The organism is Luteimonas sp. 100069 (genome assembly GCF_003813845.1).
GTDB classification, from domain to species: Bacteria; Pseudomonadota; Gammaproteobacteria; order Xanthomonadales; family Xanthomonadaceae; genus Luteimonas; species Luteimonas chenhongjianii.
On sequence record NZ_RPFN01000004.1, the window covers coordinates 412,246 to 427,623 of the forward strand.

General features: G+C 68.7%; 16 protein-coding genes. 9 read left to right on the forward strand and 7 right to left on the reverse strand.

Annotation, left to right across the window (positions count from 1 at the left end; all coding sequences use genetic code 11):
- Positions 1-31 precede the first annotated feature (31 nt).
- The 3 genes from EGK76_RS10895 (at position 32) to EGK76_RS10905 (ending at position 1,466) form a co-directional block, all read left to right on the forward strand.
- Positions 32-394 (forward strand): hypothetical protein, encoded by a 363-nt coding sequence (locus tag EGK76_RS10895; RefSeq protein ID WP_123832624.1) that lies wholly within the window; start codon positions 32-34, stop codon positions 392-394.
- Between the two features lie 132 nt (positions 395-526).
- Positions 527-802 carry a hypothetical protein gene (locus tag EGK76_RS10900; RefSeq protein WP_123832625.1) on the forward strand — a complete coding sequence of 92 codons (276 nt, stop codon included), beginning with the start codon at positions 527-529 and terminating at the stop codon, positions 800-802.
- A 154-nt stretch (positions 803-956) separates the two neighbouring features.
- A complete protein-coding gene (locus EGK76_RS10905) occupies positions 957-1,466 on the forward strand; it encodes a ferritin-like domain-containing protein (protein ID WP_123832626.1) in 510 nt (169 codons plus the stop codon).
- Between the two features lie 75 nt (positions 1,467-1,541).
- On the opposite strand, the gene EGK76_RS10910 is transcribed toward EGK76_RS10905, so the two are convergent.
- Positions 1,542-2,777: an acyltransferase family protein gene (locus EGK76_RS10910; RefSeq protein ID WP_096296691.1), complete on the reverse strand. Its 1,236-nt coding sequence runs from the start codon at positions 2,775-2,777 to the stop codon at positions 1,542-1,544.
- 155 nt (positions 2,778-2,932) lie between these two features.
- Between EGK76_RS10910 and EGK76_RS10915 the strand changes: the two genes are divergently transcribed.
- Positions 2,933-3,805 (forward strand): LytTR family DNA-binding domain-containing protein, encoded by an 873-nt coding sequence (locus EGK76_RS10915; protein WP_123832627.1) that lies wholly within the window; start codon positions 2,933-2,935, stop codon positions 3,803-3,805.
- A 69-nt stretch (positions 3,806-3,874) separates the two neighbouring features.
- Here the strand turns inward: EGK76_RS10915 and EGK76_RS10920 are convergent, their stop codons facing one another.
- Positions 3,875-4,477, reverse strand: a complete 603-nt coding sequence (locus EGK76_RS10920) for a hypothetical protein (protein ID WP_123832628.1) — start codon at positions 4,475-4,477, stop codon at positions 3,875-3,877.
- 222 nt (positions 4,478-4,699) lie between these two features.
- Positions 4,700-5,482 carry an OBAP family protein gene (locus tag EGK76_RS10925; RefSeq protein WP_096300173.1) on the reverse strand — a complete coding sequence of 261 codons (783 nt, stop codon included), beginning with the start codon at positions 5,480-5,482 and terminating at the stop codon, positions 4,700-4,702.
- A gap of 511 nt (positions 5,483-5,993) precedes the next feature.
- On the opposite strand from EGK76_RS10925, the gene EGK76_RS10930 reads away from it, so the two are divergent.
- Both EGK76_RS10930 and EGK76_RS10935 read left to right on the forward strand, forming a co-directional pair.
- Entirely contained in the window at positions 5,994-6,254 is a 261-nt protein-coding gene (locus EGK76_RS10930; RefSeq protein ID WP_096296688.1) for a hypothetical protein, read from the forward strand.
- Between the two features lie 74 nt (positions 6,255-6,328).
- Positions 6,329-6,511: a DUF3606 domain-containing protein gene (locus EGK76_RS10935; RefSeq protein WP_096296687.1), complete on the forward strand. Its 183-nt coding sequence runs from the start codon at positions 6,329-6,331 to the stop codon at positions 6,509-6,511.
- A 20-nt stretch (positions 6,512-6,531) separates the two neighbouring features.
- Here EGK76_RS10935 and EGK76_RS10940 read toward each other — a convergent pair whose 3' ends face one another.
- From EGK76_RS10940 to EGK76_RS10950, 3 genes are all read right to left on the reverse strand, one after another.
- Positions 6,532-7,080, reverse strand: coding sequence for an isochorismatase family cysteine hydrolase (locus tag EGK76_RS10940; RefSeq protein WP_123832629.1), 549 nt, complete (start codon positions 7,078-7,080; stop codon positions 6,532-6,534).
- Between the two features lie 64 nt (positions 7,081-7,144).
- Complete coding sequence (locus EGK76_RS10945) at positions 7,145-8,029, reverse strand: manganese catalase family protein (protein ID WP_096296685.1); 885 nt, start codon at positions 8,027-8,029, stop codon at positions 7,145-7,147.
- 318 nt (positions 8,030-8,347) lie between these two features.
- Positions 8,348-10,705: a Tex family protein gene (locus tag EGK76_RS10950; RefSeq protein ID WP_096296684.1), complete on the reverse strand. Its 2,358-nt coding sequence runs from the start codon at positions 10,703-10,705 to the stop codon at positions 8,348-8,350.
- A gap of 541 nt (positions 10,706-11,246) precedes the next feature.
- Between EGK76_RS10950 and EGK76_RS10955 the strand changes: the two genes are divergently transcribed.
- Positions 11,247-12,584 (forward strand): sialidase family protein, encoded by a 1,338-nt coding sequence (locus EGK76_RS10955; RefSeq protein WP_123832630.1) that lies wholly within the window; start codon positions 11,247-11,249, stop codon positions 12,582-12,584.
- A 402-nt stretch (positions 12,585-12,986) separates the two neighbouring features.
- On the opposite strand, the gene EGK76_RS10960 is transcribed toward EGK76_RS10955, so the two are convergent.
- Positions 12,987-13,481, reverse strand: coding sequence for a ferritin-like domain-containing protein (locus EGK76_RS10960; protein ID WP_096296681.1), 495 nt, complete (start codon positions 13,479-13,481; stop codon positions 12,987-12,989).
- Positions 13,482-13,672: 191 nt separating this feature from the next.
- Here EGK76_RS10960 and EGK76_RS10965 point away from each other — a divergent pair, with 191 nt between their 5' ends.
- Positions 13,673-13,933: a hypothetical protein gene (locus tag EGK76_RS10965; RefSeq protein ID WP_123832631.1), complete on the forward strand. Its 261-nt coding sequence runs from the start codon at positions 13,673-13,675 to the stop codon at positions 13,931-13,933.
- A 157-nt stretch (positions 13,934-14,090) separates the two neighbouring features.
- Positions 14,091-15,377 carry a sigma-54 dependent transcriptional regulator gene (locus tag EGK76_RS10970; protein WP_123832632.1) on the forward strand — a complete coding sequence of 429 codons (1,287 nt, stop codon included), beginning with the start codon at positions 14,091-14,093 and terminating at the stop codon, positions 15,375-15,377.
- The last annotated feature ends 1 nt before the right edge of the window (position 15,378 follow it).

Sequence of the window (15,378 nt, forward strand, 5' to 3'; positions counted from 1 at the left end):
TGCTGGAGCCCTGTACAGCGAGGAGTAGAGGATGCCTGGATCGCGTGGGTGGGTTGCAGCAGCGCTGGCCGCAGTGGGCGGCCTCGGGTACTGGGCGATGGTGTCCGCCGCATCCGGTGGCGTCGAACCCTGGGATGCGCCCGTGTTCTGGACGATGGCCTTTCCCGGCGCCCTGGCGCTGTCCGCGGCGTTGGGCGCCATCGCGCCCTCGCGCGCCTGGCTCTGGGGCGCGATCGTGATGCTTGCCCAGGTGCCCGTCGTGGTCTCGGTTGCAGGGGCATCAGCGCTGATGATCGCCGGGCTGCTGTATGCCTCCGTGCTGGCAGTGCCGGCCGCGCTCGTGGCCTGGGGCAGCGGCGCACTGTCTCAGCGGCTGGCGCGGCATGCCCGTTGATCCGGCCGCGTCCGGCACTCGCCCGACAGCGGGCGAAAGCATTCCTCCACCAAGCTGACCGCGCCGTTTTGACGTGCGCGCCGTGCCCGGGCGGATAGACAGGACCCGACAGTCACCAGTCGGGAGAACGCGATGACCTCGCAACCAATGCGCGGCTTCAATGCGGACGACGCACGCTCGCTGGCCGGACCCGCACAACGCCATGTGGCGGAGTTCGTCGTAGCCGACATCCTGCGGCAGGCCGAAGCCGCGGCGCGCGAGTCCAGGCACTGCCTCGAATCGGATATCGACGCTGCCCAGCTGAGCGAGGAAGAGTGCGTGCGCATCGCCCGTAGCATCGAGGCCCGCGGGTTCGACGTGGCGCTCGCGCGCGAGGGTGACCGGGCGGTATTCGCCCTGCGCTGGTAGGCAACCGCCTGCAGGTATGGCCTGCGTCTGCAGCGTTTTTCCGGGCCATGGCGGACGCGGAGGCGCTGACTTCACGCTGGCGAGGCCGGTCCGCTGCTTATTCTCGACTGATCGGCAAGTCTGCCAGGCAATCCAAGCACAGGAAGGAGATCTCATGACCGAGGTGATGAAGAACTACATCCACTGGCTGCGGGATGCGCATGCGATGGAACAGCAGGCCGAGCAGATGCTCAAGGCTCAGGCCGCGCGCATCAAGCATTATCCGGAGCTGGAAGCGCGTATCACCCAGCACATCGGAGAAACCCAGGGCCAGCGCGAGCTGCTGGAGACGTGTTTCGAGCGGCTTGGCGAGAAGCCGTCGGTGGTCAAGGACGTCATGGGCCGGCTTGCGGCCTTTGGACAGGCGGTGGGCGGATCGGTGGCGTCCGATGAGGTGGTCAAGGGCGCAATGGCCGGCTACGTGTTCGAAACGCTGGAGATCGCCACCTACACCACGCTCATCGCCGCCGCAGAGGCCGCGGGGGATGCGGAAACCGCGCGGGTCTGTCGCGGCATCCTCAAGCAGGAGGAAGAGATGGCGCAGTGGCTGCTCGAGCATCTGCCTTCGGTCACCACGCAGTTCCTCGCCCGTGACGCCGACCCGGACGCCGTCGCCAAGCGCTGATCGGCACCTGCTCGACGCGAACGCCCCTGCCTGCGCAGGGGCGTTCTGCATTTGGGTCCTGCCCGACGCGGTGAATCATGCGATCCCGTTTGCCGGGGCGGGGGGGATGCGTCCGCTGGCCGTCGCCGCATGGCGCGCAGGCAGTCCGAACAGCGGACGTATCCAACGCACGCGGCGGATCACCAGCTCGTGGAGCACCGCGCATCCGGCGATGGTGCAGGCCAGGACCAGCAGCGGCTCCCGGACCGGTCCGAGGCCAAGCGGGATCAGCCAGTACGCGGCCAGCACGATCAGGCTCTGGTGCAGGATGTACCACGGATACACCGCCTCGCTGGCATAGCGCAGGCCGGGCCAGGGTCGGTTCAAGCTTCGCGCGCCCCAGGCCAGCAGGGCGAGCAGGGCGGTCCAGCCATACAGCGCGTGCGCCGATACCGACACGAGCTTCCAGGCCGCCAGCGGCACCAGCCATTCCACACTCTCCATCGTCGCAGCGCCGGTCTCGAGCAGGCGCCCGACCGCCCGCAGGGCCATGTAAACCGACGCGCTGGCCACGGCCAGCCCACTCAGGGCCCAGCGACGGGCGACGAGAGCGCTCCATATGGCGCGGCGCGGGGCGATCAGCACACCGAAGACGAACACTGGGAAGTACCTGGCGTGGCTGAACCAGTCGCCGAGCAATGCGTGCGTGGTGGGAAACCTCGGCGCAAGCATGAGCAGGGCCACCAGCAACCACAGCGGCGGCGCCGTCCACAGCAGCCACCGGCCGCGTGTGGTCAGCCAGTCGGCAAGCGCCGGGCCGCCAGCGATGCGCAGCCATGGCAGCGAGGCGAGGACTGCGACGCTGTACACCCACAGATACGGCAGGTACCACAGATGGTTCCAAGTGAAGCCGTACTCGGCGCCGGTGAAGCTGCCGGGCGGCCACGGACGGAACTGCAGGTAGCGCAGCAGGAAACTGCCGAAGCCGCCGTCGAAGGTGCCGAGCATGCGCGCCTCGCACCAGGCCTGGACCGGCACGATCGTCGCGATCCCGAACGCCAGCGGCAACAGCAGCCGCCAGCTGCGCTCCACCAGCAGGCGCGCCGGCGTACGACGCGCCAGCACAAGGCCCAGCGCGATACCAGAGAGCAGGAACAGCAGCGACATCCGCCAGCGATTGACCAGCACCATCGGCCACTCGACCCAGCCGAGCAGGTCAGGGCTCTTGATGTGGAAGCCCCAGTCGACCACGTAGACCATGCCCACGTGATAGAGGACCAGCAGCGCGAGGGCGATCACGCGCAGGGCGTCGATGTCGTGGCGTCGTTCCATCCGTGCAGCCATGCAGTCAAGGTGCCTGCCACCGTGCACGCGGGCAGGCCGCCCCGCTGGCGGCGGGGGCCGATGGCGCCCGCGCAGGGACGAACCGCCGGATCGCAGGGACGGGTGGGAACGACCGCGCCACAGCCCGCACCTAGAATGCGCCGATGTCAGCCCAGTCCGCCCCGCCGCCGCATGGCGCCGAACGCTTCCTCGCCATCCGCCGCCCCTTCGAAGTGGGATACTGGCTGCTCAGCTGCGCCCTCTCGGCAATCGGCAACACCGCGACGGCGCGTATTGACGTGGACCGCGCCGGTCTCGATTTCGCCGCCTGGGAGATCGCCAGCTGGGAGACCAGCAGCGCGATCGCGGTGCTGCTGCTCGTCCCGCCGCTGATTGCATTCACCGCGCGCTGGCCGGTCCATCTCGACAACATCGCGCGCCGACTCCCGCTGTACCTGGCTGCAAGCCTCGTCTGGTCGCTGGCGCACGTGGGCCTGATGGTCGGCATGCGCAAGCTGGTCTATGCCTGGCATGGCGAGATCTATGTATTCGGTGACGCCTTCGGCTACGAGTACATGAAGGACGCGCGCACGTTCCTTGGACTGGTGCTGCTGCATGTCTATCGGGCGCTGGTACGCCGGCTGCAGGGCGAGGCGAGCCTGCTGTCGGCGCCGGACGACGACAGCCCGCCGGTGGAGCCGGTCGAGCGGCCCAGCCGATTCGTCGTGCGCAAGCTGGGGCGGGAGTTCCTGGTGGCCGCCGACGACATCGAGCGGGTGCAGGCCGCGGGCAACTACGCCGACCTGCACGTACGCGGCAAGGTCTACCCGTTGCGCATCACGCTGACCGAACTCGAGTCCCGTCTCGACCCTGCGCGATTCCTGCGCGTCCACCGCAGCCATCTGGTCAACCTGCACCGGATCGCATCGATCGAACCGCTCGACAGTGGCGATGCGCGCCTGCACCTGCACGACGGTGCGGTGGTGCCGTGCTCCCGTCGGTATCGTGAGGGCCTGCTCGCCGCGATGGTGGGATAGGGATCCTTCGGCGCGGCCGTACAGCGCCGGGGGCGGGGCGCCGGCCGGTGCGCGCGATCTGCGGCGATCTCAGTCCCGCGGCGATCCGCCCGGTTCCGCGCCCGGCATCAATGCGAGCAATCGCGGGTCGAGGTTGAACACGGTGCGCGAGACGATGCTCAGCGCGCCCGCGTCCGGATGCCCCGCGTCCCAGAACACTTCCCGATCGGCCGGGGACAGCGCACTCGGCACCAGGCGGCCGGGTCGCGTTGCCGGCGCATCGTCATCAAGCGGGCTCTGCGCTTCCATCGATGCGCGCGGCTGACCGCTGGCGGGCTTGACCGCGAACGTGTCCAGTCGCGCCAGCTCGACGCGCCCACTGACCAGGCAGACCCGGGGCGCGGAACCACCCCCATCGGCGAGATGCTGGAGCAGGGCGAGCGCGGGCGACGTTCCGAACAGCAGTTCCCCCGTTTCGGCCAGATCGGCGATCGTGCCCAGGGTGGCTTCCTCTGCGCCCCGGGCCGAGGTGTCGATGCGATACAGATCGATCCACGCCGTGTCGGAGAGCTGACGGCCCTCACCCGGGCGCGGCTGCCCCGAAGGCGTCGAGTGGGCGGGGGGATCGCTGGCCGGGAAGGTGTCTTCCAGGTCGTGGTCGATCGGGTTGTCGGCTGAGGGCGGCAAGGGCATGACGTGCTCCGGTCGAGGCGAGGGGATTCGAGGCTGGCAAGCCTCCCGTATCAGCGGCGTGCAGGCGTGCAGGTCGTGCCGCCCGCACCGCCCGGGCAGCCCTCGCCACCGGCCCGGTCGAAGGCGACCGCCCCAAGGCGACCCGGGCGAGGCGGCAGCCATGGGCGCGTCGCCAGCGGGTTTGTCTGTGCCCTGGCCATGCGGTGACGCTGGCCGTAGCGATCAGGGCTGCTCGGGGCCATGACCCGACGCAATGTCGACGACGCCGGGGATCGGCGTTGCGTCGGGGAAGTGCGCGCGCAGGGCGTCGACGCCCGATTGCGGACGTGCGCCCTCGCGCAGCGACTGCCGGTCTTCACGGATCCGGGCGGTGTCGATCCCGAGGCGCGCGTCGCGCGCGGCCACGAGCGCCGGATCGACTTCGCCATCGCGGCTGAACGACCAGGCCAGCAGCGCCGGCCCCAGCGGCATCGCATCGCCCGGCTGGGTGCCGTGGCGCGTATGCCAGGTATGCCAGGTCTTGCCGTAGCTGTTGATCTTCGAACGCATCAGCTCGCGCTCCGCCGCCTCGGGCAGGCCCGGCGCGACGAGCTGGCCGGAGAGGATCTCGCCATTGTGCGGATGCCAGAACGCGCGCTCGTCCGCCGGCAGGGTCTCGAAGATCCGCTCGGAAATGATGTATTCGATACCGGTCAGGTTGGCGTCGCCGGCGTTGCCGTCGAACAGGGTGCACTGCGCGAAATCCTCGTTGACCTGGCGGCAGTAGTGATGCGCCTCCATCTGCTGGTCCGGCGCGTCCTTCATCGGATGGAAGCCGACCACGTAGATGTCCATCTTTCCGGCCGGGCCCTCGGCCTGCAGCAATTTGGCGCCCGCTTCGAGCACACCGGTGCGCGACGACTCTTCCGCGCCCGGCGGCTGCAGCGGCGGATCGGCCGTGCCGCCCTTGCACGCGCCCAGACCGAGGGCCGCGCCCAGAACAAGCCATCTGCAGGAATGATGCATGTCGCGCTCCATGGTTCGGTGACCGCAGGCAGCGTGTCGCTTGCCCGATCAATCCGCCGCGAAAAAGTCGCGGCCGCAAACGGCACAGGCCAGACGGGGCAGTGCGGCTGGCCATCAAACCAGTGTGTACGCCGCCACAGGGATTGCTACGCGGCGTAGCCCGGGCAAGCGTGCGATGAAGCGCGTCAGTGCACGCCCGGCGTCGCGGTAGGCGCGATCCCGGTCCAGCCACGAAGTTCGTTGTCCTGTGGATTGAGTGGCCACGCCCGAATCGATCGCTTTGTGCGAGCGGTCCACCGTGCCGGGCGGCCAACCGGCCTTGATCCTTGGGATGCTTTCCGGCCTGCATCACGAGGCCGCATCTCGCTGTCGGACGGCGCCGGGCGCTGAAGTAACGCCACGCCGCGAGCGAATCTGCGGTCGCCTTGACGCCCTGCAACGCAGACTCCCGCTGCTGCCGGCACGCCCCGGTGCGTGACGGCGGCTTCCCTCGACTCCGGAACAGATGCGTATGCCACCTGAAGTCATCGGCTGGGCCGCTTCGGCCATCCTCCTCGCCACGCTCATCCGGCAGATCGCGACCCAGCTCCGTGACCGTAGCGCCCGTGGCGTTTCGCGCTGGCTGTTCGTCGGCCAGATCGCGGCCTCGGTCGGCTTCCTGACCTACAGCGCGATGGTCGGCGACTGGGTATTCATCGTCACCAACGCGTGCATCCTCGTCACCGCGATCGTCGGCCAGATCGTCACGTGGCGGCGCCGCAGGTCGACGTAGCGCCGCGCCGAACGATTCACGGAACCGCGACGCAGGCGGTCACACCGTGGCGGCACTCTGCGAGGAGATCGGACATGAGCGACGACAAGCGCAATACCGGTTCGCCCGACCGCGACCGCATCAACCTGAGCGAAGACTACGAGCTCGACTACTGGACCCAGGCCCTGGGGGTAACCCGCGCCGAGCTGCGGGAAGCGGTAGAGGCCGCGGGGCCGATGGCCGAGGCGGTCCGCAATCACCTGGCCCAGAAGGGCTGAGCAATGTGGCGCCCGTCCGTCTAACGGGCCGGCGCCGTCAGCGCACGCGCGGCACTGATGACCGGGATCTCGCTGTAGCGAAGTACCGAGAGCGTGTCCGTACGCCGCGCTGCACCGCTCGAGGCGACGCAGTCGGAGATCACCGCGACCTCCAACTCGCGGATCCGCGCATCCAGCGCGGTCGCCAGCACGCACGATTCCGTGGCGACTCCACTGACCAGCACCCGGTTGATCTTTTCCGCACCGAGTACCGACTCGAGCGCGGTCTGGTGGAACGCGGAGTGTCGCGGCTTGAGGACGTGCAGGTCATCGCTCTCGGGCATCACGGCCTCGAGCACCTCGCCCCCCGGCGACTGCCTGGCGAGCTGGACGAGCGCGTCGAAATCACTCGTCCAGTCGGCGAAATTGTCGTTGGCATAGATGCACAGGCCGCCGGCGCGCTTGATCCTGCGTTTGAGACCGGCGAGCCGGGGCGCTATCGCGAGCGCTGCACGACGCAGCGCTGGCCCCCGGGGAAAGTCGAAGGGGCTGACCATGTCGATGATCAGCAGCGCGGTGCGCACGGTCATCCGGGTCTCGGGTGCCGTGCAAGAAGCCGGGCCACGCAGGCAGTGCAAGCGTGGCCCGTTGCCGTCAACGCAGGACCGCTCCGGCGCCCGGCCCCGCACCGAGCTCGGCGCCGGTTACGGGATTGGCGTCCGGCGCCGACGCCGTACGCGCCGCAAACGCCTCGACCGCGGCCGCTTCGGTCTTCTTGAGCCCGACCGAGGCGCTGCCGTCGCCACCATCCACGGCGGCCTGCAGCTCGCGCTCGGAGACGCTGGTCCACAGCTCGCCGGAATTCCACGACGCGGCGACATCGCCGCCGTGCGACATGTCGTAGTAGACGTCGGTGAAGTCCGGATGGCCGGGCAGCTTGCCGGGCGGGAAGTTCGGCGTGATCGAGTAGAGCGCCTTTTCGAACGCCTTCTGATGGGCGATCTCACGGGTCATCAAGAAGGTCAGCGCATCCTTGATGCCCGGGTCGTCGGTCACGTTGATCAGCCGCTCGTAGACCATCTTCGCGCGTGCTTCCGCAGCGATGTTGGAGCGCAGATCGGCGGTCGGCTCGCCGATCGTGTCGACGTAGGCCGCGGTCCACGGCACGCCGCTCGAGTTCACCAGTGCGGGCCCATTGCCATAGAGGATCGCCTGGGTCTGGCTGGTGCTGTTGCCGGTGAGATTGCGCATCTCGGCCATCTCGTCCATGCCTTCGGCCAGTTCGCCTTTGGCGCCCTTGTTGAGCATGGTGATGATCGAACCGATGATCTCCAGATGGCTCAGCTCCTCGGTCGCGATGTCGAAGAACAGATCCTTGCGGCCCGGATCATCCTCGGCCAGCGCCTGGGTGAAATAGCGCATCGCCGCGGCGAGCTCGCCCTGCGGGCCGCCGAACTGCTCGAGCATGAGGGTTGCCAGCTGCGGATTGCTCTCCTGCACACGGACCGTGTACTGGAGCTTTTTGTTGTGCATGAACATGCGTCACCTGCCTGATCTTGGGTGGGGTCGCCATACGGCTATCCGCGCGTCGCGCAAGCGAGCTGTTGGCGGATGCACCCACAACAACAGGCACGACATCAAGCGGACGCGAATCGGGCGGGCCCATTTCAGGTGGCGGCCGTCGCGGCCTGGGGCGGGCGTACTCCCGACAGGCGCGCGAAGGCGTGTTCATACGGGACCGCGCGCGGATGCGTCGGGCCCTGAGGCGTCCCGGCGGTCGCCGTTCCGGACCCGGTGGCCGCGACCTCACGGCCGGCCCCACCGCCGGCATGCGCCGACGGCGGCGGGGCGGCGCGCTCAGCGTCCGCGTGCGCGCGCGAATGCGTCCGCGAGGGCGTTGTTGGCCGGGGCGGCGACCGTCGCCGGCCGGCCCGCGCCCGGACGCGCGCCGCGCGGCCCACGGCCGTCGCTGCGGGCTTCGCCGCGCGACTCGCGCGCAGGCTTGTCGCCCGGCACGTCGTCGAGACGGCAGGTCAGGGCGATGCGCTTGCGTGGCACGTCGACCTCCAGCACCTTCACCTTGACGATGTCGCCTGCCTTGACCACGTCGCGCGGATCCTTGACGAAGCTGGTCGACAGCGCGGAAATGTGCACCAGGCCGTCCTGATGCACGCCGATGTCGACGAAGGCGCCGAATGCAGCGACGTTGCTGACCACGCCTTCGAGGATCATGCCGACCTGCAGGTCCTTGATGTCCTCGACGCCATCGGCGAATTGCGCGGCCTTGAACTCGGGGCGCGGGTCGCGTCCGGGCTTCTCCAGCTCCTTGAGGATGTCGCGCACCGTCGGCACCCCGAAGCGCTCGTCGGTGAACTGTTCGGGCTTGAGGCTGCGCACGAAGGCGCCGTCGCCGATGATCTGTTTCACGTCGCGGCCACTCATGCCGACGATGCGCTCGACCACCGGGTAGGCCTCCGGGTGCACCGACGAGGCGTCGAGTGGCTCGTCGCCGTCGGCGATGCGCAGAAAGCCCGCGCACTGCTCGAAGGTCTTCTCGCCGAGGCGCGGCACTTTCAGCAGGTCGCGGCGACGCATGAACGGGCCGTTCGCGTCGCGGTGCACGACGATGTTCTCGGCAACGCTCGGTGTCAGGCCCGCCACGCGCGCCAGCAGGGCGCTGGAGGCCGTGTTGACGAACACGCCGACCGCGTTGACGCAGTCCTCGACGCGCGCGTCCAGCGCGCGCGCCAGACGGTACTGGTCCACGTCGTGCTGGTACTGGCCCACACCGATCGCCTTGGGCTCGATCTTGACCAGCTCGGCCAGGGGGTCCTGCAGCCGGCGCGCGATCGACACCGCGCCGCGCAGCGACACGTCCAGGCCGGGAAATTCCTTGGCCGCCGCTTCCGATGCCGAGTACACCGACGCGCCCGCCTCGCTGACCACGATCTTCTGCATCTTCTGTTCGGGCAGCAGTTTGAGCAGGTCCGCGGCGAGCCGGTCGGTCTCGCGCGAGGCTGTGCCGTTGCCGATCGCGATCAGCTGCACGCCGTGCTTCACGCACAGGGCCTTGAGCGTGTGCAGTGACTGGTCCCACTGGCGGCGCGGCTCGTGGGGATAGATCGTCTCGGTGGCCAGCAGTTTGCCGGTCGCATCGACGATCGCGAGCTTGCAACCGGTGCGGATGCCCGGATCCAGCCCGAGCACGACCTTGGGGCCGGCCGGCGCGGCAAGCATCAGGTCCTTGAGGTTGTCGCCGAATACGTTGATCGCTTCGGCTTCGGCCTTTTCGCGCGCCTTGCCGAACAGGTCGATCATCAGGTGCAGGTGGATCTTCGCGCGCCAGGCAAGGCGGCAGGCGTTGAGCAGCCAGGCATCGGCGGGACGCCCCTGCGCGGCGATGCCGGCATGACGCGCGATGCGGCCCTCGGCATAGGCATTGCCCTGTTCGGGATCGTTGCCCGGCTCCAGCTCGAGATTGAGGTATTCCTCACGGCGCCCGCGGAACAGCGCGAGCAGGCGGTGCGAGGGGATCTTCGCCAGCGGCTCGGCATGGTCGAAGTAGTCGCGGAACTTCTCGCCGGCAGCCTCCTTGCCTTCGACCACCCGGGCGCGGATCACGCCGTTGGCGTCGAGCCAGTCGCGCAGCTCCCCCAGCAGGCTCGCGTCCTCGCCCCAGCGCTCCATCAGGATCGCGCGAGCGCCTTCGAGCGCGGACTTCGCATCGGCGACGCCCTTGTCGGCATCGATGTAGCCGGCAGCAACGACCTCCGGTGCCTGGTTGGGATCGGCGAGCAGGCCGTCGGCCAGCGGCTCGAGGCCGGCCTCGCGCGCGATCTGCGCGCGCGTGCGGCGCTTCTGCTTGTAGGGCAGGTACAGGTCTTCCAGGCGCGCCTTGCTGTCGGCGGCCTCGATGTCGGTGCGCAGCTCCGGGGTCAGCTTGCCCTGCTCGTCGATGCTCGCCAGGATCGCCGCGCGGCGGTCCTCGAGTTCGCGCAGATAGGCCAGCCGCACCTCGAGATTGCGCAGCTGGGTGTCGTCGAGCCCGCCGGTGACCTCCTTGCGGTAGCGCGCGATGAACGGCACGGTCGCGCCTTCGTCGAGCAGCGCGATCGCGGCGACCGCCTGCGCAGGCTGGGCACCGATCTCGGCGGCGATCGTGCCGGCGATACGCGTTGCGAGGGAGCGGGCGAGAGCGGCATCGGACTGTTGCATTGGATCCACGATTGAGCGCGGCAGCAGCGCCGCGCGGCGATTGTGGCAATCCCTCCGGGCCGGCGGTACCCGTTGACAAGCAGGTCGCTGCGCGCTGCGTCCGCGTCAGTCGCGCAGGCGGCGGCGCCAGGGCAGTGGAATCGCCAACAGCATCAGTCCCACCCATGCCAGCCGGCTGGAGAGGCTTTCGCGTGGGGCGCGTCGGCCTGCGCGGCCTCGGCCTCGTCATCGTCTGCCGGCAACCGAAACTCTCCGGCCTCCAGCCGGCGGAGAGTTCGCGGGCCTGCGCGAGCTGCTCGTCGCGCACATGCGGCTTCACCCCACCGATCGCCAACCGCCATTCCCAGTGGGCGAGCGCCATATGCGCGTCCCCCAGGTGCACATCGATGCCCTCGGCGCGCAAGAGGTCGCAGGCGATCTGCGCTTCCAGCGGATCGGTGTAACGCACGACGATGACGCTTGCGGGCGGGTGCGGAGACACGCGGTCGTGGCACAGAAGGTACGCTTGTGGCCTGAATCCGACACGCCCGCGAGCCTTGCCATGTCCGCCTTTCCGTGTGTTCCGCGCCGTGCCACGCCCGCACTGCGCGCGCTTCCTGTGGTGCTGGCCGCGTCGCTGCTGGCCGCCTGCGGCGGGGATGCCCCGGAGCCGCCACGGTCGTCGGACGCAGCCGCGACCGTCGCGGTCGACGCGCCAAGCCGTATCGTCGAATGGGCACTGCCGGCCACCGGTGCCGGCTCGGCTTCGCCCGATCTCGCCTTGGGCGCAGACGGCGTGCTGGCGCTCAGCTGGGTGAACTCGCGTGAAGGGCGCCGCCACGTGTTCCAGTTCTCGCGCTTCGACCCGATCGGGCAGGTGTGGCGCAACGCGCCGACGACGATCGCGATCGGCAACCGGATGTTCGTCAACTGGGCCGATACGCCACATATCCTGCCGACGCCCGACGGTGCGTTGTGGGCGCAGTGGCTGCAGAAGAGCGGCGATGCGCCCTATGCCTACGACGTCGCCCTGGTCCGCTCCGCCGACGGCGGCGCCAACTGGGGCGCGCCGGTGGTTCCGCATGACGACGGCACCCGGACCGAACACGGCTTCGTGTCGATGTGGCCACAGGACGGCGGCATCGGCATCGCCTGGCTGGATGGTCGCAACACCGTCGGCACGAGCCACGGTGGCCACGAGGGCGGACATGGGAGCGAGACCGACAGCCGCCCGATGACCCTGCGCGCGGCCCAGTTCGACGCCAATCTACGCCGGGTGCGCGAGCACGAGATCGATGCCAGCGTCTGCGACTGCTGCCAGACTGCCGCCGCAGTGACCGCGCGCGGGCCACTGCTGGTCTACCGCGGCCGCAGTGATGGCGAGGTGCGCGACATCATGGCCACGCGCTTCGAGGGCGACGGCTGGACCGAGCCGACACGCGTTCATGCTGACGACTGGGTGATGCCTGCCTGTCCGGTCAATGGTCCCGACGTCGCCGCGGTACAGAACGACGTCGTCGTCGCCTGGTACAGCGCGCAATCGGGCGAGCCGCAGGTGCAGATCGCACGCAGCGACGATGCGGGCGACAGCTTCACCCCGCCGGTCGTGCTCGACAGCGGCGCCGAGGTGCAGGGGCGGGTGGCCGTCGCACTCGACGACCGGCAGGCGTGGGCGCTGTGGCTGCGCGAGAACGCGGCGGGCGTGCAGTCCCTGTGGCTGTCGCGCCGCAGTCCGGATCTTGCGACCGAATACGAACGCATCGAGGTCGCCAGCCCCCAGGGGCGCGGCCGTGGCACCGGATTTCCGCAGATGCAGGTCCGCGATGGACAGGCCTACATCGTATGGACCGAGGTCAGCGAAGGTGCGCCGTCGCTGCGGGGCGTGCAGGTCGCCCGTTGAGTTGATCTGATGCGGTAGTAGCGACTGGGCGCTCAGCCCGTGGCCGGGCCCGCCCGCGATAGCACTGCGAGCGCGCCACATCCTGACGGGACGCGGCCGGGACCAGGCCGGACGCTCCGGTTCGTGGAGGTGTCTTGCTCCGCGAAATGAATCGCCCGGCCTGGCACCGACGCCGGACTCGGCCGGCGCCGGTGCTCACCCGGCTGCCAAGGACGCGTCATCACGCGTGCATCCTTGCAGGCAAGCGCGCGCTCGCACCGAGCGCCACACGCGAACTTCTCGCAGGCACTGTCCGCACTCAGGTCGCAATGCCAGACCCTGCGGCGCCGGCCCCCACTGCAGCAGACGACAGCGAGTGACAGCGCCCGGCGCTGCCATCCGCCAGACGGCCGGATGTACCGATCAGGCTTGCGCAGCGCGCTGATTGCCGCCCGATTCGGCCAGGATCGTCAGCTTCTCGTCGGTCGCCTTTTCTTCGTCCAGCGTCGCCTTCAGCAGCTTCACCGCGTCGTCGTAGCCGAGCTGCTTGGCCAGGGCGCACAAGGTGCCGTAGGCCGCGATCTCGTAGTGCTCGACCTTCTGCGCGCCGCCCACCAGCGCCGCGTCGCGCACGGGGCCCTTCTCGATCGAGTCGATCACTTCCTTGCCTTCTTCGACCAGTCCTTCCATGGCCGCGCACTTGATGCGCTTGAGGCGGATGCCGAGCAACTCGACCACCTGGTCGAGGCGTTCGATCTGGCCGACGGTCTCTTCCAGATGGGTTTCGAAGGCCGCTGTAAGTTGCGGGTTTTCCGCAGCACGCGCGAGACGCGGAAGGGCCTTGGACATCTGCCGCTCCGCCGAGTGGACGTCCGACAACTCGTGAACGAAAAGCTCTTCCAGGGTCTTGATCGCCATCGCAGTACCTCGAGGTGAATGGGCCGTCAGTTGGCGCTGTCGGCGGTGGAGGAAACGTGACCAGGCGACCGACCCTGCGCCCTGACGCGCGCAGTGTTTTCTGCGTCGCGCACTTGCTGCCCGCTGCTGCCCGGAGGTTCACGGGTTCTGGATCTGGCCCCTGAACAATGGGGCCATCGAAGGAGAGCGCGATGACACACACCATCCAGTACGACATGGGCCTGCGCCTCTGGGTACTCAGCGACCCGACCGGACAGATCATCCATACCTACTTCAGTCGCACATCCGCGCTGCAGGATCGCGCGGTTCGCCGCATCATCGAGGGCGGCGGGCTGCTGCGGGTCCGTAATGCCGACGGTACCTTCGTGGCCAGCGAGGCGATGACGTCTGCGCGTGCGGTTCCGCTTTCGGCGCCGACCGTATCCGAAGCGCTGCCACTGGTATACGCCTGAATACGCAAGTTCCGTTCCGTGAAAGAAGTGCAAGGCGTGCGGCAGTTGCACATCAGGGAAAGGCGCGGCCGCCATGTGCGCGGAAAAGCACAGTGGATTCACGAGCTCTGATCCACAGTCGACAAGATGAAAAATCTGCGTGCCGGCGAATGCCGCCGTGTCTGACCTCCTGATCATCGACGACGACGCGGGTTTCGCGGAATCGATCGCGGGGCTCGCACGGACCGAAGGCTTCTCCCCCCGGCTGGCCGCCACCGTGGCACAGGCGCGCGAAGCTCTGCGCGTGGGCTCGGATGTATTGCTGCTCGATATCCAGCTGCCGGACGGCTCCGGTCTGGATCTGCTGGCGGAAATCGACCCCGCCCTGCATCCGCGGGTCGCGGTGATCACCGGTCACCCCAGTGTCGAGACCGCTGCGCGTGCGGTATCCGGGCCGGTCAACGACTACTTCGTCAAACCTTTCGATCCGATGTCGTTCGTCGCAGTGCTGCGTGAATCGCGGCGGGTCTCGCGCACCGTGGAGGTGCCCGGCGCCGAACCTATCCCGGGCGTCGTCGCGGCGAGCGCGGCGATGCGCGAACCCACGCGACTGGCACGTGCCCTGGCGGCCACGGAAGTAGCCTTGCTGCTGACCGGCGAGACCGGAGCAGGAAAGGACATGTTTGCCCGCGCGATCCACGCCATGAGCGGGCGGAGTGGTGCATTTGTCCGGTTGGATTGCGGATCCATGCCACCCGAGCACCTGATCGAGCGGTTGCTCGGTTCGAGGCGCGGCGAGGGCCAGGGTGCAGGTGACGTCTTTGCGGAAGCATCCGATGGCACCCTGTTCCTGGACGAGGTTTCCGCCTTGCCGGCAGGTTTGCAGGGCGCGCTGTTACGCCGGATCGAGAGCGCTGACGAGCTCGAGCACATGGACGTCCGCATCATTGCCGCGACCCGGCTCGATCCGCGCGTCGCGCTCGCGGAAGGCCGACTGCGCGAGGACCTGTATTTCCGCATCGCGGAAGTCCACATCCCGATCCCGCCGCTTCGCCAGCGCGACGAAGACGTGCTGCTGCTCGCGCGCCGCTTCGTGGACGCGTTCAACCGCCGCTATGACCTCGAGAAGCGATTGTCTCCGCAGAGTGCCCGCACCCTGCGCCGCCACCCTTGGCCGGGCAATGTCCGTGAGCTGCGCAATGTCGTGCACCGCGCGTATCTGCTGGCCCCTGGCGAGGAGCTCGTCATGCATCTGGAGGCTGCGCGGATGCCGCCGCCGCTCGAGGTCGGTGACACGCTGGCGTTCACGCTCGGCACCCCCTGGGCGGAAATCGAGCGTCGGATGCTGATCAAGGCGCTGGAGCACTGCGGCAACGACAAGACTGCGGCGGCACGTCTGCTCGGCGTCAGCGTGCGCACTGTCCACAACCATCTTGCGCGGATGAAACAACGTGAGCACAGCTGAC